This is a genomic window from Rhodococcus sp. T2V, assembly GCF_029269925.1.
In the GTDB taxonomy this organism is placed as follows: domain Bacteria; phylum Actinomycetota; class Actinomycetes; order Mycobacteriales; family Mycobacteriaceae; genus Rhodococcus_F; species Rhodococcus_F koreensis.
Genome location: NZ_JARJBD010000104.1, coordinates 17,778 through 32,866 on the forward strand (window position 1 = coordinate 17,778; position 15,089 = coordinate 32,866).

18 protein-coding genes are annotated in these 15,089 nt (G+C 66.8%); 2 read left to right on the top strand and 16 right to left on the bottom strand.

Annotated elements, in window-relative coordinates:
- Positions 1-97: 97 nt before the first annotated feature.
- From P3H15_RS45330 to P3H15_RS45340, 3 genes are all read right to left on the bottom strand, one after another.
- Complete coding sequence (locus P3H15_RS45330; protein ID WP_276143297.1) at positions 98-676, bottom strand: hypothetical protein; 579 nt, start codon at positions 674-676, stop codon at positions 98-100.
- 148 nt (positions 677-824) lie between these two features.
- Positions 825-1,727, bottom strand: coding sequence for a hypothetical protein (locus P3H15_RS45335; RefSeq protein ID WP_276143299.1), 903 nt, complete (start codon positions 1,725-1,727; stop codon positions 825-827).
- A gap of 494 nt (positions 1,728-2,221) precedes the next feature.
- Entirely contained in the window at positions 2,222-2,392 is a 171-nt protein-coding gene (locus P3H15_RS45340; RefSeq protein WP_276143301.1) for a hypothetical protein, read from the bottom strand.
- 509 nt (positions 2,393-2,901) lie between these two features.
- Here P3H15_RS45340 and P3H15_RS45345 point away from each other — a divergent pair.
- On the top strand, positions 2,902-3,849 hold the full coding sequence (locus P3H15_RS45345) for a phosphatidylserine/phosphatidylglycerophosphate/cardiolipin synthase family protein (protein WP_276143302.1): 948 nt from the start codon (positions 2,902-2,904) through the stop codon (positions 3,847-3,849).
- Between the two features lie 130 nt (positions 3,850-3,979).
- Here P3H15_RS45345 and P3H15_RS45350 read toward each other — a convergent pair whose 3' ends face one another.
- The 13 genes from P3H15_RS45350 to P3H15_RS45410 all read right to left on the bottom strand — a co-directional run bounded on the left by P3H15_RS45350 (position 3,980) and on the right by P3H15_RS45410 (position 13,796).
- Positions 3,980-4,504, bottom strand: coding sequence for a hypothetical protein (locus tag P3H15_RS45350; protein WP_276143303.1), 525 nt, complete (start codon positions 4,502-4,504; stop codon positions 3,980-3,982).
- Between the two features lie 58 nt (positions 4,505-4,562).
- Positions 4,563-4,763, bottom strand: coding sequence for a hypothetical protein (locus tag P3H15_RS45355; RefSeq protein ID WP_276143304.1), 201 nt, complete (start codon positions 4,761-4,763; stop codon positions 4,563-4,565).
- 366 nt (positions 4,764-5,129) lie between these two features.
- Positions 5,130-5,321, bottom strand: coding sequence for a hypothetical protein (locus tag P3H15_RS45360; protein WP_276143305.1), 192 nt, complete (start codon positions 5,319-5,321; stop codon positions 5,130-5,132).
- 579 nt (positions 5,322-5,900) lie between these two features.
- Positions 5,901-7,580 (bottom strand): ribbon-helix-helix protein, CopG family, encoded by a 1,680-nt coding sequence (locus tag P3H15_RS45365; protein WP_276143306.1) that lies wholly within the window; start codon positions 7,578-7,580, stop codon positions 5,901-5,903.
- Between the two features lie 217 nt (positions 7,581-7,797).
- A complete protein-coding gene (locus P3H15_RS45370) occupies positions 7,798-8,502 on the bottom strand; it encodes an SOS response-associated peptidase (RefSeq protein WP_276143307.1) in 705 nt (234 codons plus the stop codon).
- A gap of 154 nt (positions 8,503-8,656) precedes the next feature.
- Complete coding sequence (locus P3H15_RS45375) at positions 8,657-9,154, bottom strand: N-formylglutamate amidohydrolase (protein ID WP_276143308.1); 498 nt, start codon at positions 9,152-9,154, stop codon at positions 8,657-8,659.
- 353 nt (positions 9,155-9,507) lie between these two features.
- Complete coding sequence (locus P3H15_RS45380; protein WP_276143309.1) at positions 9,508-10,500, bottom strand: DNA ligase; 993 nt, start codon at positions 10,498-10,500, stop codon at positions 9,508-9,510.
- 36 nt (positions 10,501-10,536) lie between these two features.
- Positions 10,537-10,905: a hypothetical protein gene (locus P3H15_RS45385; protein ID WP_276143310.1), complete on the bottom strand. Its 369-nt coding sequence runs from the start codon at positions 10,903-10,905 to the stop codon at positions 10,537-10,539.
- Positions 10,906-11,166: 261 nt separating this feature from the next.
- A complete protein-coding gene (locus P3H15_RS45390; RefSeq protein WP_276143311.1) occupies positions 11,167-11,559 on the bottom strand; it encodes a hypothetical protein in 393 nt (130 codons plus the stop codon).
- 307 nt (positions 11,560-11,866) lie between these two features.
- Positions 11,867-12,055, bottom strand: a complete 189-nt coding sequence (locus tag P3H15_RS45395) for a hypothetical protein (RefSeq protein WP_276143312.1) — start codon at positions 12,053-12,055, stop codon at positions 11,867-11,869.
- Between the two features lie 40 nt (positions 12,056-12,095).
- Complete coding sequence (locus P3H15_RS45400) at positions 12,096-12,272, bottom strand: hypothetical protein (RefSeq protein ID WP_276143313.1); 177 nt, start codon at positions 12,270-12,272, stop codon at positions 12,096-12,098.
- Positions 12,273-12,492: 220 nt separating this feature from the next.
- Positions 12,493-13,041: a 3'-5' exonuclease gene (locus tag P3H15_RS45405; protein WP_276143314.1), complete on the bottom strand. Its 549-nt coding sequence runs from the start codon at positions 13,039-13,041 to the stop codon at positions 12,493-12,495.
- Between the two features lie 107 nt (positions 13,042-13,148).
- Positions 13,149-13,796 (bottom strand): hypothetical protein, encoded by a 648-nt coding sequence (locus tag P3H15_RS45410; RefSeq protein ID WP_276143315.1) that lies wholly within the window; start codon positions 13,794-13,796, stop codon positions 13,149-13,151.
- Between the two features lie 135 nt (positions 13,797-13,931).
- On the opposite strand from P3H15_RS45410, the gene P3H15_RS45415 reads away from it, so the two are divergent.
- The gene (locus P3H15_RS45415) at positions 13,932-15,059 is read left to right on the top strand and encodes a hypothetical protein (protein WP_276143316.1); all 1,128 of its coding nucleotides are present in this window, start codon (positions 13,932-13,934) and stop codon (positions 15,057-15,059) included.
- The last annotated feature ends 30 nt before the right edge of the window (positions 15,060-15,089 follow it).

A 15,089-nucleotide genomic window follows, 5' to 3' on the forward strand; every position in this document is an offset into this window, starting at 1 on the left:
AAGTGGGAAGCGGCCTCGGGTTTGGCCGGCAGCGCCGGTTCTGAACTGACGCCGCCCGCCTACTCCTCGACGAGCTGGAACTACGTCTCGGCTTTGGTCAAAAGCGGTAGCTGGAGCGGTCGTTCGCCCAGGAAACAACCCTCAGGATGCCACCGATGATGAGGACCAGGACCACGATCCCGATGACCAGCCGGAACAGGGCGTCGAGCAAGTCTCCTCGGCTGTGCAAATCACTGAACATGACCGTAATCGCCGAGATGAAAACCCCGACCGAGGGAACGGCGCCCACCAAGAAACGGAGCCGCGATGCGTTGCTGTAGTACGGGTCCCCGAACGCGGTATCGGCAGCCTTGATCGCCGGGTAGAACGCGGCGGCGCTGACCACAGCACCGAGTAAGCAGATCGCGCCCGCCACCTGAGAGGTGCTGCTGTGGCGGCTCAGGTCGCTCAGGGCTATTGCGAGGACCCAGATCGAGGCCACCCACAAGACGGCGGCGAGCGGCCCCAGCCACCACCAGCCCTCGCCGAGTTTCCAGTAGGCGGCGCGGGCGGCGAACACGGCCACCGCACCGACAAGCACGGCCAGCAGCAGCGTCGCCCATCCGCCCAGCCAACCCCAGGCTGTCCAGTTCGTCAGATGCAGATTCTCGGGCGCCGGAGCGTCGAAGATGTTCATTTGCATTCCTCCCCCTACTTTTTCAGTTCACTTCGATCGTGTGGGAGTGCCCCAGCGATCCCCCGTGCAGGCAGGGTGTCGCACTTCCCCTACGGCAGCGTCGGCAGCGTACCCAGGCGCACGGACACGCGGGGTGGCTATCTGGCGGTCACGGCCGCGGCAGATTCCGGAATGCGTGGGCTCGGGTACTGATCGTCTCGATGAGGTCGGTGACCGCGATCGCGGGTGACGCAGTCGTCGCCGCAACGGCGCTGTGGGCGTGCGTCAGGCGATCAACGTGGGCGGAGGATTCCTCGAGCTGGCGGCCACGTTCCTCCTCCGCACGGACCGTGTCCTCGGCGGTGGCGAGGTCCGTGTCCAGGCCGGCCACGGTGTCCGCCGCGTCGCGCAGCGCCGCCGCGGCGCCCTCGATCTGGGTGCGGGCCCGGGTGTAGGCCTGGTGATCGTCGGAGGTGAGCATCCCCGGGGCGGTGTCGGTGGCCGCGGTGATCGCCTCCTGCAGCTCTGCGGCGGCCAGGACCCGGGTCCCGAGGTCCCACATGGCCGCCCGCAGGTCCAGTTCGGTGAACATCCCGTCCCGGAACGCCCGGGAGCCCTTGATCTCCTCGACGGCCAGGACGGCGTCGCTCATCAGCTGCCGCAACTCGTCCGGGGCCTGCTCCAGTTGAGCGCCGGTGATCCGGGCCGGTCGATGTTTCCGGATGTGGCGGCCGGTGAGTTGCAGTCCGCCGATCGCCCCGCCGGCCAGCAGCAGCGTGACCAGCAGCGTCGTCCCGGCTTCCGGTAGGACGTCGAGGAAGTCCGCGACCACCTGCTCCGACCGCGCCGGGTCGACGGTCCCCCACACGAAATGGAGAAGGGCCGCTCCCACTCCCCCGACCACCAGTGCCAGCGTGGTAACCATCGCCGAGATCGCCCCGATAGCGGTGACCACGCCGAGGGTGGACCCGACAGCGTGGGCCAGGTGCGCGCGTGACGGCTCGGACTGGTGGAGAACGACGGTGCCCCAGTTCACCTCAGGCTGCTCGATGGTGTCCTTCGCAGCGGTCATGCCCTACTCACCAACACTTTCCGAGTTCGAGGAGCATCGACCGCCCGGTACCGGCCCGGTGCGAGATACGCAACTGTCAGCATTCTTCTCTCCCCTCCCTGACCGCAGATGTCTGTTCGTGTCGGAATCTATCGCGAGGCACCCACATGTTTCGTCTCACGCCGACCTCGGATGCGACTGCACCGCATCGAGTGCGACCACGCTCATGCCGGCACTGCGGCGAAGGCGCTGCTGCTGTTTCGACGATCCCGCGGCCGCCGGTGTTGGCCTTGTCGATCTATTCCAGCTCGCACGTCACGGCTCCCCCATTCGGCGAGTTCTCACTCTTCCATACATTACAATGTTGCATTGCCATGTTGTAAGTCAAGGAGAGCGTGAGTTCGTCGCGAACCATCGAGATCGACCGCGCCCGTGCGGCACCGACACTCCCACAGCGTGCCGCACGAAGGAGGCCCCCATCAATTGACATGACGGGGCCTCGCACGCTGCCCGGGTTACAGGTAGTCGATCTCCCCCTCGGAGACCTTACGACCGGTTCCCAACTCGACCAGGGCGACCTTGGCGGCGACGAACTCGGCGTGCGAACCGCCTCCGATCGATGCGCGGTAGCGAGCGCGCGCGGCTTCCAGTTCGGCCGGACCCAGGCCGATTGCAGTGGTGAACATGTACATCTCCCCTCGTTGTCGTGACGCACACATTACAATGTGACATTGCTTTGTGCAAGTAGGGTGTGCAGTACCGGCCTGTCGCCTGTGCCATGGTGTGCGAACACGACACCTCCCGAAGAGGTCGAAGGGGGAGTATCCGTGCGCTGAAGCAGATTGAGCGCTTTCACCAGAGACGCAACTGGGTCATGGTGCCGGCCGCAGCGGTATCGATCGCACACGCGGCGACCACGACCGATTCGCCGATGTTGGCGATGTGGGCGTTTCTCATCGCCGGCCTCGGCGCGCACGCGTGGCACCGGGCGGCCGAGCCGAACCCACACAACGACCGTCGGCCGTGACGGCACCCGTCTCACACCCGTAGCAGGGCCGCGCAGTGCGGTCGCAAGCGGGAGAAGGGGACGTGTCATCGTCGCAGCGCAGCGGCCCGATCCGGGGTGTCGACCCGTGCGACCGCGTTCGGTGGATCGGCCCCGGCCCGGTGGGCGCACCCGCTACCGTTTTCGGATATGGGGACCACCTTCCACGGGCCGAGCCCGTGGCCGCACATCACCCGGGCCATCCGCACCCGCGGGTCCCGCCGCGCTGCGATCGCCCACCTGGGCCAGGACGCGCCCACCCTGTTGCCGCTGCGCGGCGGTGACGTCCTCGTCGTCAACGCCTCCCGCGCCGCGGTTCGCGCACACCTGACCTCCCCGGTGGCGCTCGCGTACTACCGGGACGCGGGGGTGCGGGTGCTGTCGTCGCCGGACCTGCACGCCAATGTCATCGCCACCGAGCGGTGGGCGGTGATCGGCTCCGCGAATGCCTCGCACGGTTCCACCATCGCCGTCGAGGGTGTGGTCATCACCGACGACCCGGACCTTGTTGCCTCGGTGCGGGGGTTCATCGACAGTATCGAGGAGGTCACCGAGGTCGATCAGGTATTCCTCGACAACGCCGTCGCGCAGTGGCAGATCGGGCGGGCGGTGCCGATCCCCGGGGTGAGCGGCCGCGGGCAGGCCGATCCCGGCTTCCTGCCCGCACAGGTGAACCGGATGTTTTTGCGGCACATCATCGAATTTCAACCCGGGCCGGCCGAGCACCACGCCTGGGCCGCCGAGTCGCGCCACCGCCGCGCCCCTGCCGGGCCGGCCGCGAAGTATCAGCTCGAATGGTTCCATCACGACAAGACCGACAGCCGCCTGCGCCGGGGTGACGTGCTGGTGTTCGTCGCCGCGGACCACGAGTGGCTCTATCCCCCTGCCGTGGTCGATTCCGAGGCGATCGCGATCCCTCGCTCCCCCGGCGCCATCGGGCACCTGCTGCGCAGCCGCACGGACCTGGACCCGATCCCGGTGCCGGTCGCGGAGCAGATCCTCGCCGACGCCGGGCATCCGGGTGCCCGGCTGCGAGTCGATCACCGCATCGCCTCCCCCGGCCTGCGGGCCGCGGTGCTTGGGCTCTGGAACCTCTAAAGCCACCGCGCCCACTATGTGCTGTGCTCTGCGGTAACGACATGTCCCCTCCGACATCACCGCGGCCATCGGGTGGGCGTCACCGGTGTGGTCGGCGGCCCGCGCCGGCTCCGCACTCACTCGGGTGGGTTCACGCCAGGGCCAGAACGCGGGAGCGGGCCTCCAGGTAGCGAACGAGGAGATCGAGCATCTGAGCGTCCGGGTGGACGAGTTCGGGAAGGTCCTTGGAGCTGGTGATCGTCTGATCGACCGCGGCGACCTGCCGGCGGCATTCGCCGAGCGCCTCCGGTGTGACGGCGGCGGCGTCGAGCCGGTCGGTGAGGTACCGAATCGACTGCTCCAGACCCAGTCCCGGGTTGCGGGTGGTGTTGCCGGCCCGGCGGGTTTCGACCATCCGCCACCACTGGTCCAGCTCGGCCAGCACCGCGGGATCGGCAACCGCGACCCGCACGGTGCGGTCGATGGACTGCGGATCGGTGATGTCGACCTCACCCACACCTGCTGCGCGGGTGAGGATCTGACCGAGTAGATGGTTGGCGAGACCGTCCCCGCGGCTCCACCAGTACGACACCATCACAGCCACCTTGCTCGCTACAGCCAACTCCCCCATCAGACTCTGCTTCCCTTCGACACGCGACGAACTCTTTCGGTTCATCCTCACAACCCGGGCACCCCGCCCCACCGGCCCCGGGTCGGTGCTGCGGATCGGTGGGTCAGGCTGTGCGGCGGGCGGTGTCGGTGACCGCGCACATCGGGCACAACGTGCGCTCGCCGACGATCCACCCATTGGTACGGGCGAAGGCCACCGCCTCGGACCGACCGTCCACGGCCGCGGCGAAGGTGTGCTCACACACATTGCACCGCAACGTCCAGCCGCGCCTGCCCGTGGATCGCACCAATGCATGAACAGTCATGTTGTCCCCGACTTCGACTCCGTGCCCCCAGCATGGCACAACCCGCCCCGACGTGGTGACCCACGCAGGCCAGGGCCGTCACCACCCCATCATGAACGTCGTCGAGGCCCAGCGTCCTGATCGCCGGCGACAACGACCGGACGCCCAGGGACAGACCGAGGTCACCACTACAAGCGCCGCAGGGATATTCGCAGTGCCGTATTCGACACCGCTGCTGCAGGACCTCGCGTCGAGGCCGACATCGATCCCGCGCCGTGGCCTCCACCCCAGATCCGCGTACGATCACCGCCCAGCACCGCGGAGGATCATCCTCCCCGAAAGGGGGACGTGTCATTTGAGCAGTTCAGGGCGTATTTGTGACTGTTTTCAGGACTCGACCGGGACGAGGCGCTCGAGCTTGCAGTGGAACGGGTACGTCCCCGGCGCACTCGTAATCGACTCGATCAGCGCTTCGTTGCCGTCAATGCTCACAATCGTAAACACCGAGGTGCCCTCGGCATGAACCTTGACTTTGTCGCCGACCTTCAAAGACGTGCGAGTTCGCGGATTCTCGGTCATACACCACGATGAACCCGTACGGATTCGGTGTGCAAGCCTGCAGATATTCGCCGGGTTCGATCGATCGTGCTTCGACGTCCGCATCAGGGCGGCCAGCGCTGTGCCGATAGCGGATCGTTCCTCGGGGACCTGTCGTCATCGCAGGTCACACCCAATTCTGCCACGGCGCCGATGTCAGAATCGCCGGCGACCACGCGGCCGCCGGCCCATCACCGGCTGCGCGCGGGTAGGTACTGGGTCAGCGCCAGGAGTTCCACCAGAGAACGATGGGCACCAGCCAAGGTGTCCACACCAGCTGGTTCCCAACCCGTACGGCGGGATCGGAATCACCGTTGTCGGGTCAGTGGAAAGGCCAGGACTCCCGCCACACGATGCTCCGTTCAAGGCGCACGATTTCGTGGAACCAGTAGGACAAGCTGAGCATGACAACCACCTCCTGCGCTGTGCATCGCCGGGAAGAGGCGGATCGGTACAACGCCGCCTCAGCCCTGCAGCGATAGGGACATGTCATCTCCCCAGGTAAATAAGCCGGCCGGACTACCCGTCCGATGCGCTGGACATAAATCTCGCGGGCCCGGGTCAGGTGTCGCTGCTGCGGTCTGTCCGGCGGGTTCTCTCGCGGCGGGCATGTTTGGCCAGCAGGTGTTTCCGGCTGGTCGGGGCGCGGAACATCTCGTCGAGCATCCGGTTTTCGATGTTGTGATGGAAGCGGAGGATGCGTTTGGCCGCCAGATACACCAGTTCCTGACGGTCCGAGCCGAGCCGGTCGGCGAGGGCGTCGAGGTGCACGAGGAGTTCGTCGTCGAGGGCGACGTCGACCCGGGCCGTCCGCGGTGCGGGACGCAGGTCGTGCATGGGTGCGACGGTCTCCAGGTCGTCGGCGAGGTCGCCGGGGTCGTCGAGGAGCCGGCGCACCGCGACACGCACCAACGCCGACGCCAGCCGGGTGCCGTGCCGGTCGGCGAGCCGGTCGATGTCGCGCAGGGTGGAGGGGCGGAGCGAGACCTTGAACTTCTCGTCGAGCCCGGATGCGCCGGCCTCGTCGATCAGCTCCGCCCGGTAGTGGCCGGGGGCGGCGAGGAAGCGGTGCACCGCGACCGCAACCAGGTCCCGCGGCGACGCCTCATGGTCGGCGGCGAGGGCCAGGAAGCGGGCCGCCGCCTGGGAGGCCAGTCTCAGCGTGACCGGGTCGTGCGGCAACGCCCGCGCCGCGGCGGCGACCCGGCGGGCCTGCGCGAGATCGACCTCGGCGCGCGGGGACCCGATCAGTCGGCGGATCCCGACCCGCAGCAGCGCGGAGACCCGGCGGGGACCGTACTCGTCCGCCAGCTCCTCCAGCCGGCGCTTGGTGTCCTCGTCGAACCGGAAGACATGCCGTTTCCCGAACGGGTTCCCCTGCGGACTCGGCGCCCGAAGAGGCATGCGGGCGGGTTGGTCGGCGGCCGCGGCCTGCCGACGGCGGGTGTTCCGGGCGATCAGCAGGTCCCGGTTGGCGTCTCCGCGGTAGATCTCCTCGGTCACCGCCTTCTCGAGGTCCCGCGGGTTCGCCAGGAGCTGGCGGGCGGCCAGGCGCAGGAGTTCGGCGCGATCGGAGTCGAGCCGTTCGGCGAGGGTGTCGAGTTGGTCGCGCAGGTCGTCGTCGAAGTGCACGTTCGTACGCGGGCCGAGGGTCTCCGGTGTCAGGTCGCGGGCGGCGCCGATCGTGGTCAGGTCGGCGGCGAGATCGCCCGGGTCGTCGAGGAGTCGATGTACCGCGACCCGGATGGCCGCGGCGGCGGTGGGGGCGTCGCCGTGGCGGCTGATGAGCCGCTCGAGTCGGTCGAGGGTGGAGCGGTTGAGGTACACGTAGGTGCGAGTCGTCAGGTCGGTGCGGGCGTGTTCGCGGAGCACCGGGTGGCGGAATCGTCCCGCGCCGGTGAGGAAGCGGTGCAGCGCGACGCGGACGATCGCGCTGCGGTTGGTGTGCAACTCGCGGGCGAGTTCAGTGAGGCGTGTGCGGGTGGCGGGGTCGAGGTGCAGCGGTCGCTCCGCCCACGGGATCCGGCGGACCTCGGCCGACACCCGGCGGGCCTGGGTCAGGGCCTGCGGCACCCGGTCGGGGTCGGCGAGAAGCCGCCGGGCGGCGACCCGCACCAGCGCCCCGAAGCGGCGGGGCCCGATGCCGGCGGCGTATTCCTCGAGGCGTTGTTTGGTGGTCGGATCGAACCGGAGCGGGATCGGCTCCCCCACCGGTACGCGGCCCATGCTCGTCTCGCTCATCAGCGGCCATTCTTCCGAGGCGGCCGGGGACCGCAATTCGCACCTGCCCTATGTCTGGGCGGGCCATTGCTGCGAAACGTGATGCGCCCCAGCATCGAGGGCTCGTCCTGGTTGTCGGCGCTCATCTGCGCCCCTTCGTCACGCCACTACTTTACAACGTTGAAAGGCTATGTTGTAACTCGTATAGCTTTGGCGGCAGTGTAATCCAGATCCTGTCTCACGAAACGGGTGTCAATAGATCGGGTCCGTTGTTGCGTGGGGAGTTCACGGCGGTACTGACCTCGTACGGGTGCAGGACCGGGTCGGGCACCGACGCGAGCAGTGCTTGGACGTCGCCGGAGTCGGTGAGGGTGGGGTCGAGCCAGTGCTGCTGGAATGTTGCCGGTAACACCACCGGGCAGCGGTCGTGGATGTGTCCGAACGCATCGGTAGCGGGCCGGGTCAGAATCGTCGCGGTCCACAGCCAGGCGTGCGGGTCGTCCTCGGGCAGCTCACGGTCGCGCCACAGCTCGTAGAGGCCGGCCATCGCGAGCACCCCGTCCCCGTGCAGGAAGTTCGGGATTTTCTTGCCGTCGCGTTTCTGCCACTCGAAGTAGCCGTCCGCCGGTAGCAAGCATCGTCGTTTCGAGGCCGCGGCCCGAAACGAGGGGCGCTCGGTCACCGACTCTGAGCGTGCGTTGATCAGGCGGCCGAGTGTGGCTTCCTTCGACCACGAAGGCACCAAGCCCCAGGTCAGCGTCCGGAGCTGTGTGATCGGTGCCGCGTCCGGCTTGTCTCGGGGTGCCCGTTCGAGGACCGCCCGGATCTGCTGGGTCGGGGCGATGTTGTAGGACGGGCGCAACTCGTCACCGACGACCTCGTCGACGTGAAAGATCGAGCGCAACTCTTTGTCCGTGGTGGTACTGGCGTACCGTCCACACATGGTGGCCTCCCTGCTCGCATCCGCTGCCCCGATCTAACACGCCGTGACCGACTTGGGGCGCGGCGACGGACGCCGAAGCGTCGCCTGCGGGCTGTGTCATCGCGGCGGCCGCACGTGCGAGGGGCCCCGGACGGCGGCTGATTCTCCCGGGAGATCAGGTGGGCGTCTGGAAGGTGGCATCACCGCGAATATCGACGGTGGACAGCAGGTACTGGGGACAGGTGACCAGCTGCCGGGGCGCAGGGATCGCCCGCCGGTCCGTGTCGAGGTACAGGCGATACGCAAGCTGCCCGCGGCGGTGGACGCCGGTGTCCGGGTCGACGGCGCCGAGGAAGTACCCACCGGCGGCCTCGACGGTCGAGAAGATCGACCGCACCCACTCATCGGGTTCGGCGCACGGCAGATACCGTGGCTCGCCCGTGACGGCGTCGACGGTGCGCACGATGACCGTGACGACGAACCCGGCGGCCGCCGGAAACCACGACTCGGCCGCGACGTCGTACGGAACGACCTGGGTGCAGATCCGCAATTCGATGTTCACTGCCGTGCGGGCTAACGCCGTGATCAGGTGCGGATCCGCCCGCCCATCGACGGTGGCCAGGTCCGGCAGCACCTGACCGCCGGCACCGGTGCAGTCGGGGTCGACGAACATGCGGCAAGAATACGGCCCGGCCGGGCCCGGCTGGCGGGTGATCGCGACGCGACCGGACCGACATCAGGTGCGACCCGAGTATGGCATCTACCAGCGGTGACGACACGTCCCCGGCGCCGCGGGTGCGGCCCGGAATATCCCCCGCAGTGGCCCCGTTGAAGAAGCTGACGGTGGCGGGACATACCCCGGGTACCACATCAGAACAGTCGCTGCGAGCGACCACTTGCCGAGAGGCGATATGACGTCACCGTCACCACTGGCCGGGTAAGACCTACATTGCGTAGCGTTCCCCCAGGACGGTGATGAGGAGCCGCTGACACCGGGGAAGGTGCCGGCGGCTTTCCTCTGACTACCTACAGGTCCTCGACCCGGACCGAGCGAGGATCGGTGTCGAAGACCTGGCCTTTGAGGCTCGGATGCCGAAGCCCACCACGCCCGGTGTACTCGCGATACTCAATCGAGAGTGTGGTGACCGGCTCCAACCACCGGACACCACTGGGATGCGCCTCGGCGGGCGGCGGCCCTTGCTCGGTGAATGGGCTGGTGGACCGTTCGAGCTGCCGGAAGTCATCGCGGAGTTGATGGCGCATCGTCGTCGTGAAGCCGCTCGCGACCACACCGACCGGGACCAACCGGTCTTCGGCATCGTAGGCGCCGAGGATCAGGACGGCCACCGACCGGTTCGAGCCGACGAAGCCGGCGGCCACAATCGTCCGTCTCAGCCGGATCGCCGTCTTCACCCAGGCCCGGCTGCGGTGCCCCGGAAGGTAGACCGACGTCGATCTTTTCCCGACGATTCCTTCCTGACCCGCGGACCTCGCCGCATTCAGCATGATTCGCCCACTTTGTGATTCCCAGTGCGGGGGGACGGTGATCGGCAGGCCGCCGATGTCCTGGAGCGTCGCGTCCAGCGTGGCCAGCTCCGCCCGCCGGTCCAGATACGACGCGGTCATGAACGACTCGCCCTGTCTGACCAAGACGTCAAAGGGTAGGTACGTCACCGGGATTCGCTTCTGCAATGGTTTCGTGGCGCGGGGCACACTCATCCGCCGCTGGAGCAGATTGAAGCTGGGCTTGCCCCTGTCGAGGGTCACGATCTCCCCGTCGAGCACGATCCGTTCCGCGCTACCGAAGGCCACCGCCAGTGCCTCGGCGACCTCGGGGTACGAGCCGGTCACCACGTTGAGGTTGCGGGTCCACAGCTCCGGATCGCGGCCGCCGCCGACCGACGCCAGGATCCGGCACCCGTCGAACTTCATCTCAAAACTCCACGGCCGCTCGTCGTCCGGAGGAGGGCCGGCGGTGGCCAGCATCGGCGCGATCAACCGATTCCCACTTCCGCTCATCAGACTCTCCCGGTCTCGAGTGGACCGCGAATCGGGTCAGGGTAGGCGTTCGTCCAGAGATGCCATCGCGGTGTCGGCGAGGTGCGCTGTCCCCGGCTCCAGCTCACGTGTGCCCACTCGCATCACGGTACCGGCGATCACCGCTCCCACCAGGGCGCCGAGGAGAACACCGGCCGGTCCGAGCGCGGCGGCGGTGTAGTCCATCAGGATGCAGGCGCCACCGACCCCGAGGATCGTCGCCACCACACCGGTCAGGAACACCGCGGTGGACGCCATCCGGCCCTGCGCACGCTGGAGCAGGCGCCGGATCGAACCGATCGCGGTCGCGCAGCATGAGTCCGTCGCGTTCGAGCAGATCCCGGTACCGGCGGAACATCCCCACGACCGGACAGGTATCACCGTCATGCACCGCGAGTTCCCTTCGAAGGGCTTCGATTTCGCCCGCCACCATGGTCAGCACCAGGTCCGGAAACAAGGTGCCCCACGTCGGGGGACGCCCGATCACCGGGCCTGACCGATGCCCCGCACCGGTGATGCGATCAGATCGGGATGGAGTTCGACCATCTCTTCACTCCTCTCGGCGGCGCACTGAATCGAGAGGGGGACGTGTCGTCACCACAGGTCACGGCGCTTTTCTGACCGAGCGGTGACGGTTCGATGAAGGACCTACTCGTGGGAGGACTCGGGTGCCGCGGCGGACCGGCCGAGACGCACCACCCCGGTGCCGCCGGCAGGCGGCTCGGTGGTCGGGTCGAGCAGGACCGTGCGGCGGCCGGCGAGAGCGTCACCGCCGAGCCCCGGCGTGAAGATCAGCGTCTTGCGACGTGCGGTGTCGGACTCGGGGGTGGGCGTCGTGGGGGTCAGCGGCAGCAGGTCCTCGCCGCGATGCCGGTGCGATGTCAGCGGCGGACGGGAGCCCGTAGGGGTCATCGCTGTTCGTGAGGGGCGTGCGGGTTCGTCGATCCGGGAGCCGAGACCATCGGCGGCCGCGGTGCGCCACGGTGCGTCGACGACACGGCCCCTGCGTCCGCCCGGGGTGTTGCGATCGTGCTGGATCATCTCGTGACTCCTGTCTGGGTGCGACACCGGTGTCCATCGCCCGAAGAGCGGCAACGCGGTGCAGCGACAGGCCCGTTGCGGGATCCTCGCGTGCCACCTTGCCCCCTTCGGTGCAGCGGGAAGTCGTATCCCGCACGGCAATGGGGACAGCGTACCCAGCACCTCGGACAACGCGGATGACGTCCTCGTGCCGTCGATCAGGGCTCGCGGTACGCACGGCCGGGTCACCGGCGTTAGTGGACTCGGGCATCAGTGGCCTCCGCGTAAGGGCAGGTGGGTTTCCGCGGGATGCGACGGGCGCGGCAGCTCAGGCTGCGACAGCGACCGCTTCCGGAGCGGACAGGAAGATGTCGAGGACGTCGACCTCCCCGGCGGTGCCGTCGGCGAACTCCACGGCCACGAACTGCGAACCCGCCTCGTCGTGGCGGTATCCGTGCACGATGGTGATGCGGTCGCGGTGGTCGGGGGTGACGACTTCGCCAATGAGGTGGGACATGGGAACTCCTTTGCGTGTGGATGGTCGGTGTTGTTGCAGGTCAGAACCGGTGGTCCCGATTCAGCGCGGCCGCGATGGCGGCAGGGTCGTTCTCCGATTCCGTGGGCTCGCACAGGTCGACGTAGTCCGCCAGCACCTCGCACTCGTGGACCTCGATGAGGGGGATTGCGGTGATCTTCGGTGCTCCGGGAGACGATCGAGCCGCAGTCGAGCGCACATGCGGCGGTGACGATCTCAGCAGTAGCGGTGGTGTCGTTCACGTTTCTTTCGAGAATTACCTTACATGTTCACATTGTGATGTTGCAACCGCGAAAGAATGGACCATGCCCGATCAGCCCATCGTCGAATGCCTGACCTGCCGAAACTTACCTTACATTTCCAGATTGCAATGTTGCACGTCGTGTATGGCGGAATGCCTTGAAGGAAAACGGAAGCTGCTACGCCGCGCCAGTCGCAGGATCGTCCCGGTGGCCGTGCGCGATTCCCTGCAGGACGACGCGGGCCGCTTCCGCGTCGCCGCGGGCCCGGCGAGCGCCGCCGAGTCGAATGTTCTTCTCGGTACCTTCCGCCTGCGAGCGGGCCCGCATGATGCAACCCCACCGCCCCCGGTCGGCCAGGTGCTGCGGGTCGAGGCCGAACCGGTGGCAATCATGCAGCACGCGACCGTGATCGAAGTCCGCGCCGTACGCCAACACGACCCGTCCCGCCGTCACCGCCGCCAGGACGGGGAAGACGAGAGGCCAGCCGGGGGCGCCGGCGAGTTGATCGGGACTGAGACCGTGCACGGCGGCGGCATCCGGATGGATCGGTACATCGCCCGGATCGACCAGGGTCTCCAGCAGGACGACTCCGCTCGCGGCGTCGATGGCGGCCACCTCCAGGATCGATCCGCCCAGGTCAGAGGTCTCTGTATCGACAATTATCGAACGCCCAGGCATCAGCATGTCCTGCGCCCACTGCTGCGGGGTGCGCTCGGGTGCGGTCATGACGTCCTCCTCGCAGGCCATCTTGACCGAGACCCCCGACAAGGTGATCACCGCATCCCACTCCCCTCGGGGGGCGGTGCGGTCGAAGAATCGGCAACGCAGGTGGACTATCGTGCCGGTGGGGGTTCCTCGCCGTGGGTGAGTTTCCACCACCAGGACCGACGTACACGGGGAATCGCTTCGACGATGATCACGTCGGCCCAGTCAAGGTTCGCCAGCATGTAAGGAGCGCGACGCCCACGCCACTGGGCGGCGATGTCCTCGAGGCCGTCGATGCTCATCGGGGTGTCGAGGACGGCCGCGGCGTGTGTGAGCCACGGCGCGAGATGGCGTTCCGCCTCTCGGGTGGTGCCGGTGCCGGCGAGAGCGTTCTCGAGGGTCAACCTGGTCAGGTCACGGCGGATCCGCCATCGCAATTCGGCCTGGTCCACGATCGGGGACCGCGTGGTGGATCTGCTTCCGGAGGACCTGGCGGTGCGCAGCAGCTCCGGGTGTTGACGCCGGTCGAGGGTGCACGCGTGGACGCAGGCGTCTTCCAGCTCGTGGATCTCGCGCACGGTGGGCCGCCAGCCTCCGGCGAGATGGGAGATCAAGCGGTTGCCCAGTTCCTCGGCGCCGGCAAAGGCGTCCCGGCCGTGCAGGTAACGCAAAACTGCGGCGTTCTCCCAGTGGTCGGCCAGCTTCCGTTCCCGGCGAGCCAGCCCGGATGCCGACGAGAGGAAGCGTGCCCGTAGCGAGTGGCCGGACCGCGCCACTGCTTGAGGTGGCAGAACCGGCGTTCGACCACATTGTGGCCGCGGTAGTCGACCGGGTCGAACGCCACGTGAGCCGCGGCGGCGGGCCGCCGGTCACGCACTGTTAATTTCGCCAACTTGATCTATCCTGCGATCATGTCGAGCCAGCCTGGAATACGGATGCATACGACGGAGGATTACATCGCATGGGCGAACGAACTGGCCGACTTGATGGGCGCCGACTGGCTGGCCGCGCACTCAGCTCGTCCTCACAGGGATACGCACGCTATCGCCTTGTGGCTAGAACAGTACAAGAACACCCCGCCTGAAGGGCTATCCCGTTCGCAGCAGCTGCTGCAGATCGGCGAACTAATGTTCAATATCCAGGATCTTCGAAATGCAGGCACGCAAAATCTTGAGGCCCGTATTGACGATTTGCGGCTGGACGATCCGGATCGAGTCGCGAGCGCCATTCATGAGATTCGCGTGGCTGCCGAGTATGTACAATCTGGTAGGCGAGTACTTTTCATCCCAGAGGCCGGTGTTCAGACACCAGATCGACTTGTAGACGATTGCTTGGAAGTTGAGTGCAAACACAAAAGTAGCGTTAGCCAGCACGACAAGGCTCGCTTCGAGTTGTATCGGATTCTCGGCCGGAAGCTACGCGCTACATTTCCTGAACATGTAACCCATTCGGCTCTTCTTCTCGACGCAATGTTTCACATAGAGCCACGCCGCGAGTTCATCGACGGTATCGTGACGGCTGCTAGGGAGGGCTTGCGCCGACCTCACCCGTCCAAGTTCAGAGAAGCTGCCGATAGGCAGTTCACAGCCAATTTCGAGGTCCTTCCTGCCAGCGGCGGCCCTACGGCACTAGCACTCCCTAGGGGTGAGACCGAGTTCGATCTGAGGTCTACGTCAGCTGTCGCTCTCGATTCGAATGGAACCCTTGGTCGATTCATCAACTTCAACGTGGGGTGCGAGGTACGCCAGGACAGGGTCAAAGGCGTAATTCGAACAGTCAAGTCTGCCGCTTCCCAGTTTTCCGGCCGCTATCCAGCGATTGTTTCCGTCGACATTTCCACCATTGCCGCGAGCGGCAATGGTGAATCACTGGCTCACCTCCGCGAGGACATACTCGCTGCACTGAATAGCCGCACAACGATATCTAGGGTAGAACTGTCGACCACCCAGTTCACCAAAGAAGGTGCAGGTGAGATTTATGGCACGTCAACCGAGGTGATTGACAACCCCAAAGCACGCTTACCCATCGGCGGGAACTGAGATTCCTCGCTCACTGTCAGATATTGGACA

What these genes read in the sequence shown, in the direction of transcription:
- P3H15_RS45330 (WP_276143297.1), bottom strand. Translation starts at nt 676, where the DNA reads ATGAACATCTTCGACGCTCCGGCGCCCGAGAATCTGCATCTGACGAAC.
- P3H15_RS45335 (WP_276143299.1), bottom strand. Translation starts at nt 1,727, where the DNA reads ATGACCGCTGCGAAGGACACCATCGAGCAGCCTGAGGTGAACTGGGGC.
- P3H15_RS45340 (WP_276143301.1), bottom strand. Translation starts at nt 2,392, where the DNA reads ATGTTCACCACTGCAATCGGCCTGGGTCCGGCCGAACTGGAAGCCGCG.
- P3H15_RS45345 (WP_276143302.1), top strand. Translation starts at nt 2,902, where the DNA reads ATGGGGACCACCTTCCACGGGCCGAGCCCGTGGCCGCACATCACCCGG.
- P3H15_RS45350 (WP_276143303.1), bottom strand. Translation starts at nt 4,504, where the DNA reads ATGAACCGAAAGAGTTCGTCGCGTGTCGAAGGGAAGCAGAGTCTGATG.
- P3H15_RS45355 (WP_276143304.1), bottom strand. Translation starts at nt 4,763, where the DNA reads ATGACTGTTCATGCATTGGTGCGATCCACGGGCAGGCGCGGCTGGACG.
- P3H15_RS45360 (WP_276143305.1), bottom strand. Translation starts at nt 5,321, where the DNA reads ATGACCGAGAATCCGCGAACTCGCACGTCTTTGAAGGTCGGCGACAAA.
- P3H15_RS45365 (WP_276143306.1), bottom strand. Translation starts at nt 7,580, where the DNA reads ATGAGCGAGACGAGCATGGGCCGCGTACCGGTGGGGGAGCCGATCCCG.
- P3H15_RS45370 (WP_276143307.1), bottom strand. Translation starts at nt 8,502, where the DNA reads ATGTGTGGACGGTACGCCAGTACCACCACGGACAAAGAGTTGCGCTCG.
- P3H15_RS45375 (WP_276143308.1), bottom strand. Translation starts at nt 9,154, where the DNA reads ATGTTCGTCGACCCCGACTGCACCGGTGCCGGCGGTCAGGTGCTGCCG.
- P3H15_RS45380 (WP_276143309.1), bottom strand. Translation starts at nt 10,500, where the DNA reads ATGAGCGGAAGTGGGAATCGGTTGATCGCGCCGATGCTGGCCACCGCC.
- P3H15_RS45385 (WP_276143310.1), bottom strand. Translation starts at nt 10,905, where the DNA reads ATGACGGTGATACCTGTCCGGTCGTGGGGATGTTCCGCCGGTACCGGG.
- P3H15_RS45390 (WP_276143311.1), bottom strand. Translation starts at nt 11,559, where the DNA reads ATGATCCAGCACGATCGCAACACCCCGGGCGGACGCAGGGGCCGTGTC.
- P3H15_RS45395 (WP_276143312.1), bottom strand. Translation starts at nt 12,055, where the DNA reads ATGTCCCACCTCATTGGCGAAGTCGTCACCCCCGACCACCGCGACCGC.
- P3H15_RS45405 (WP_276143314.1), bottom strand. Translation starts at nt 13,041, where the DNA reads ATGACCGCACCCGAGCGCACCCCGCAGCAGTGGGCGCAGGACATGCTG.
- P3H15_RS45415 (WP_276143316.1), top strand. Translation starts at nt 13,932, where the DNA reads ATGTCGAGCCAGCCTGGAATACGGATGCATACGACGGAGGATTACATC.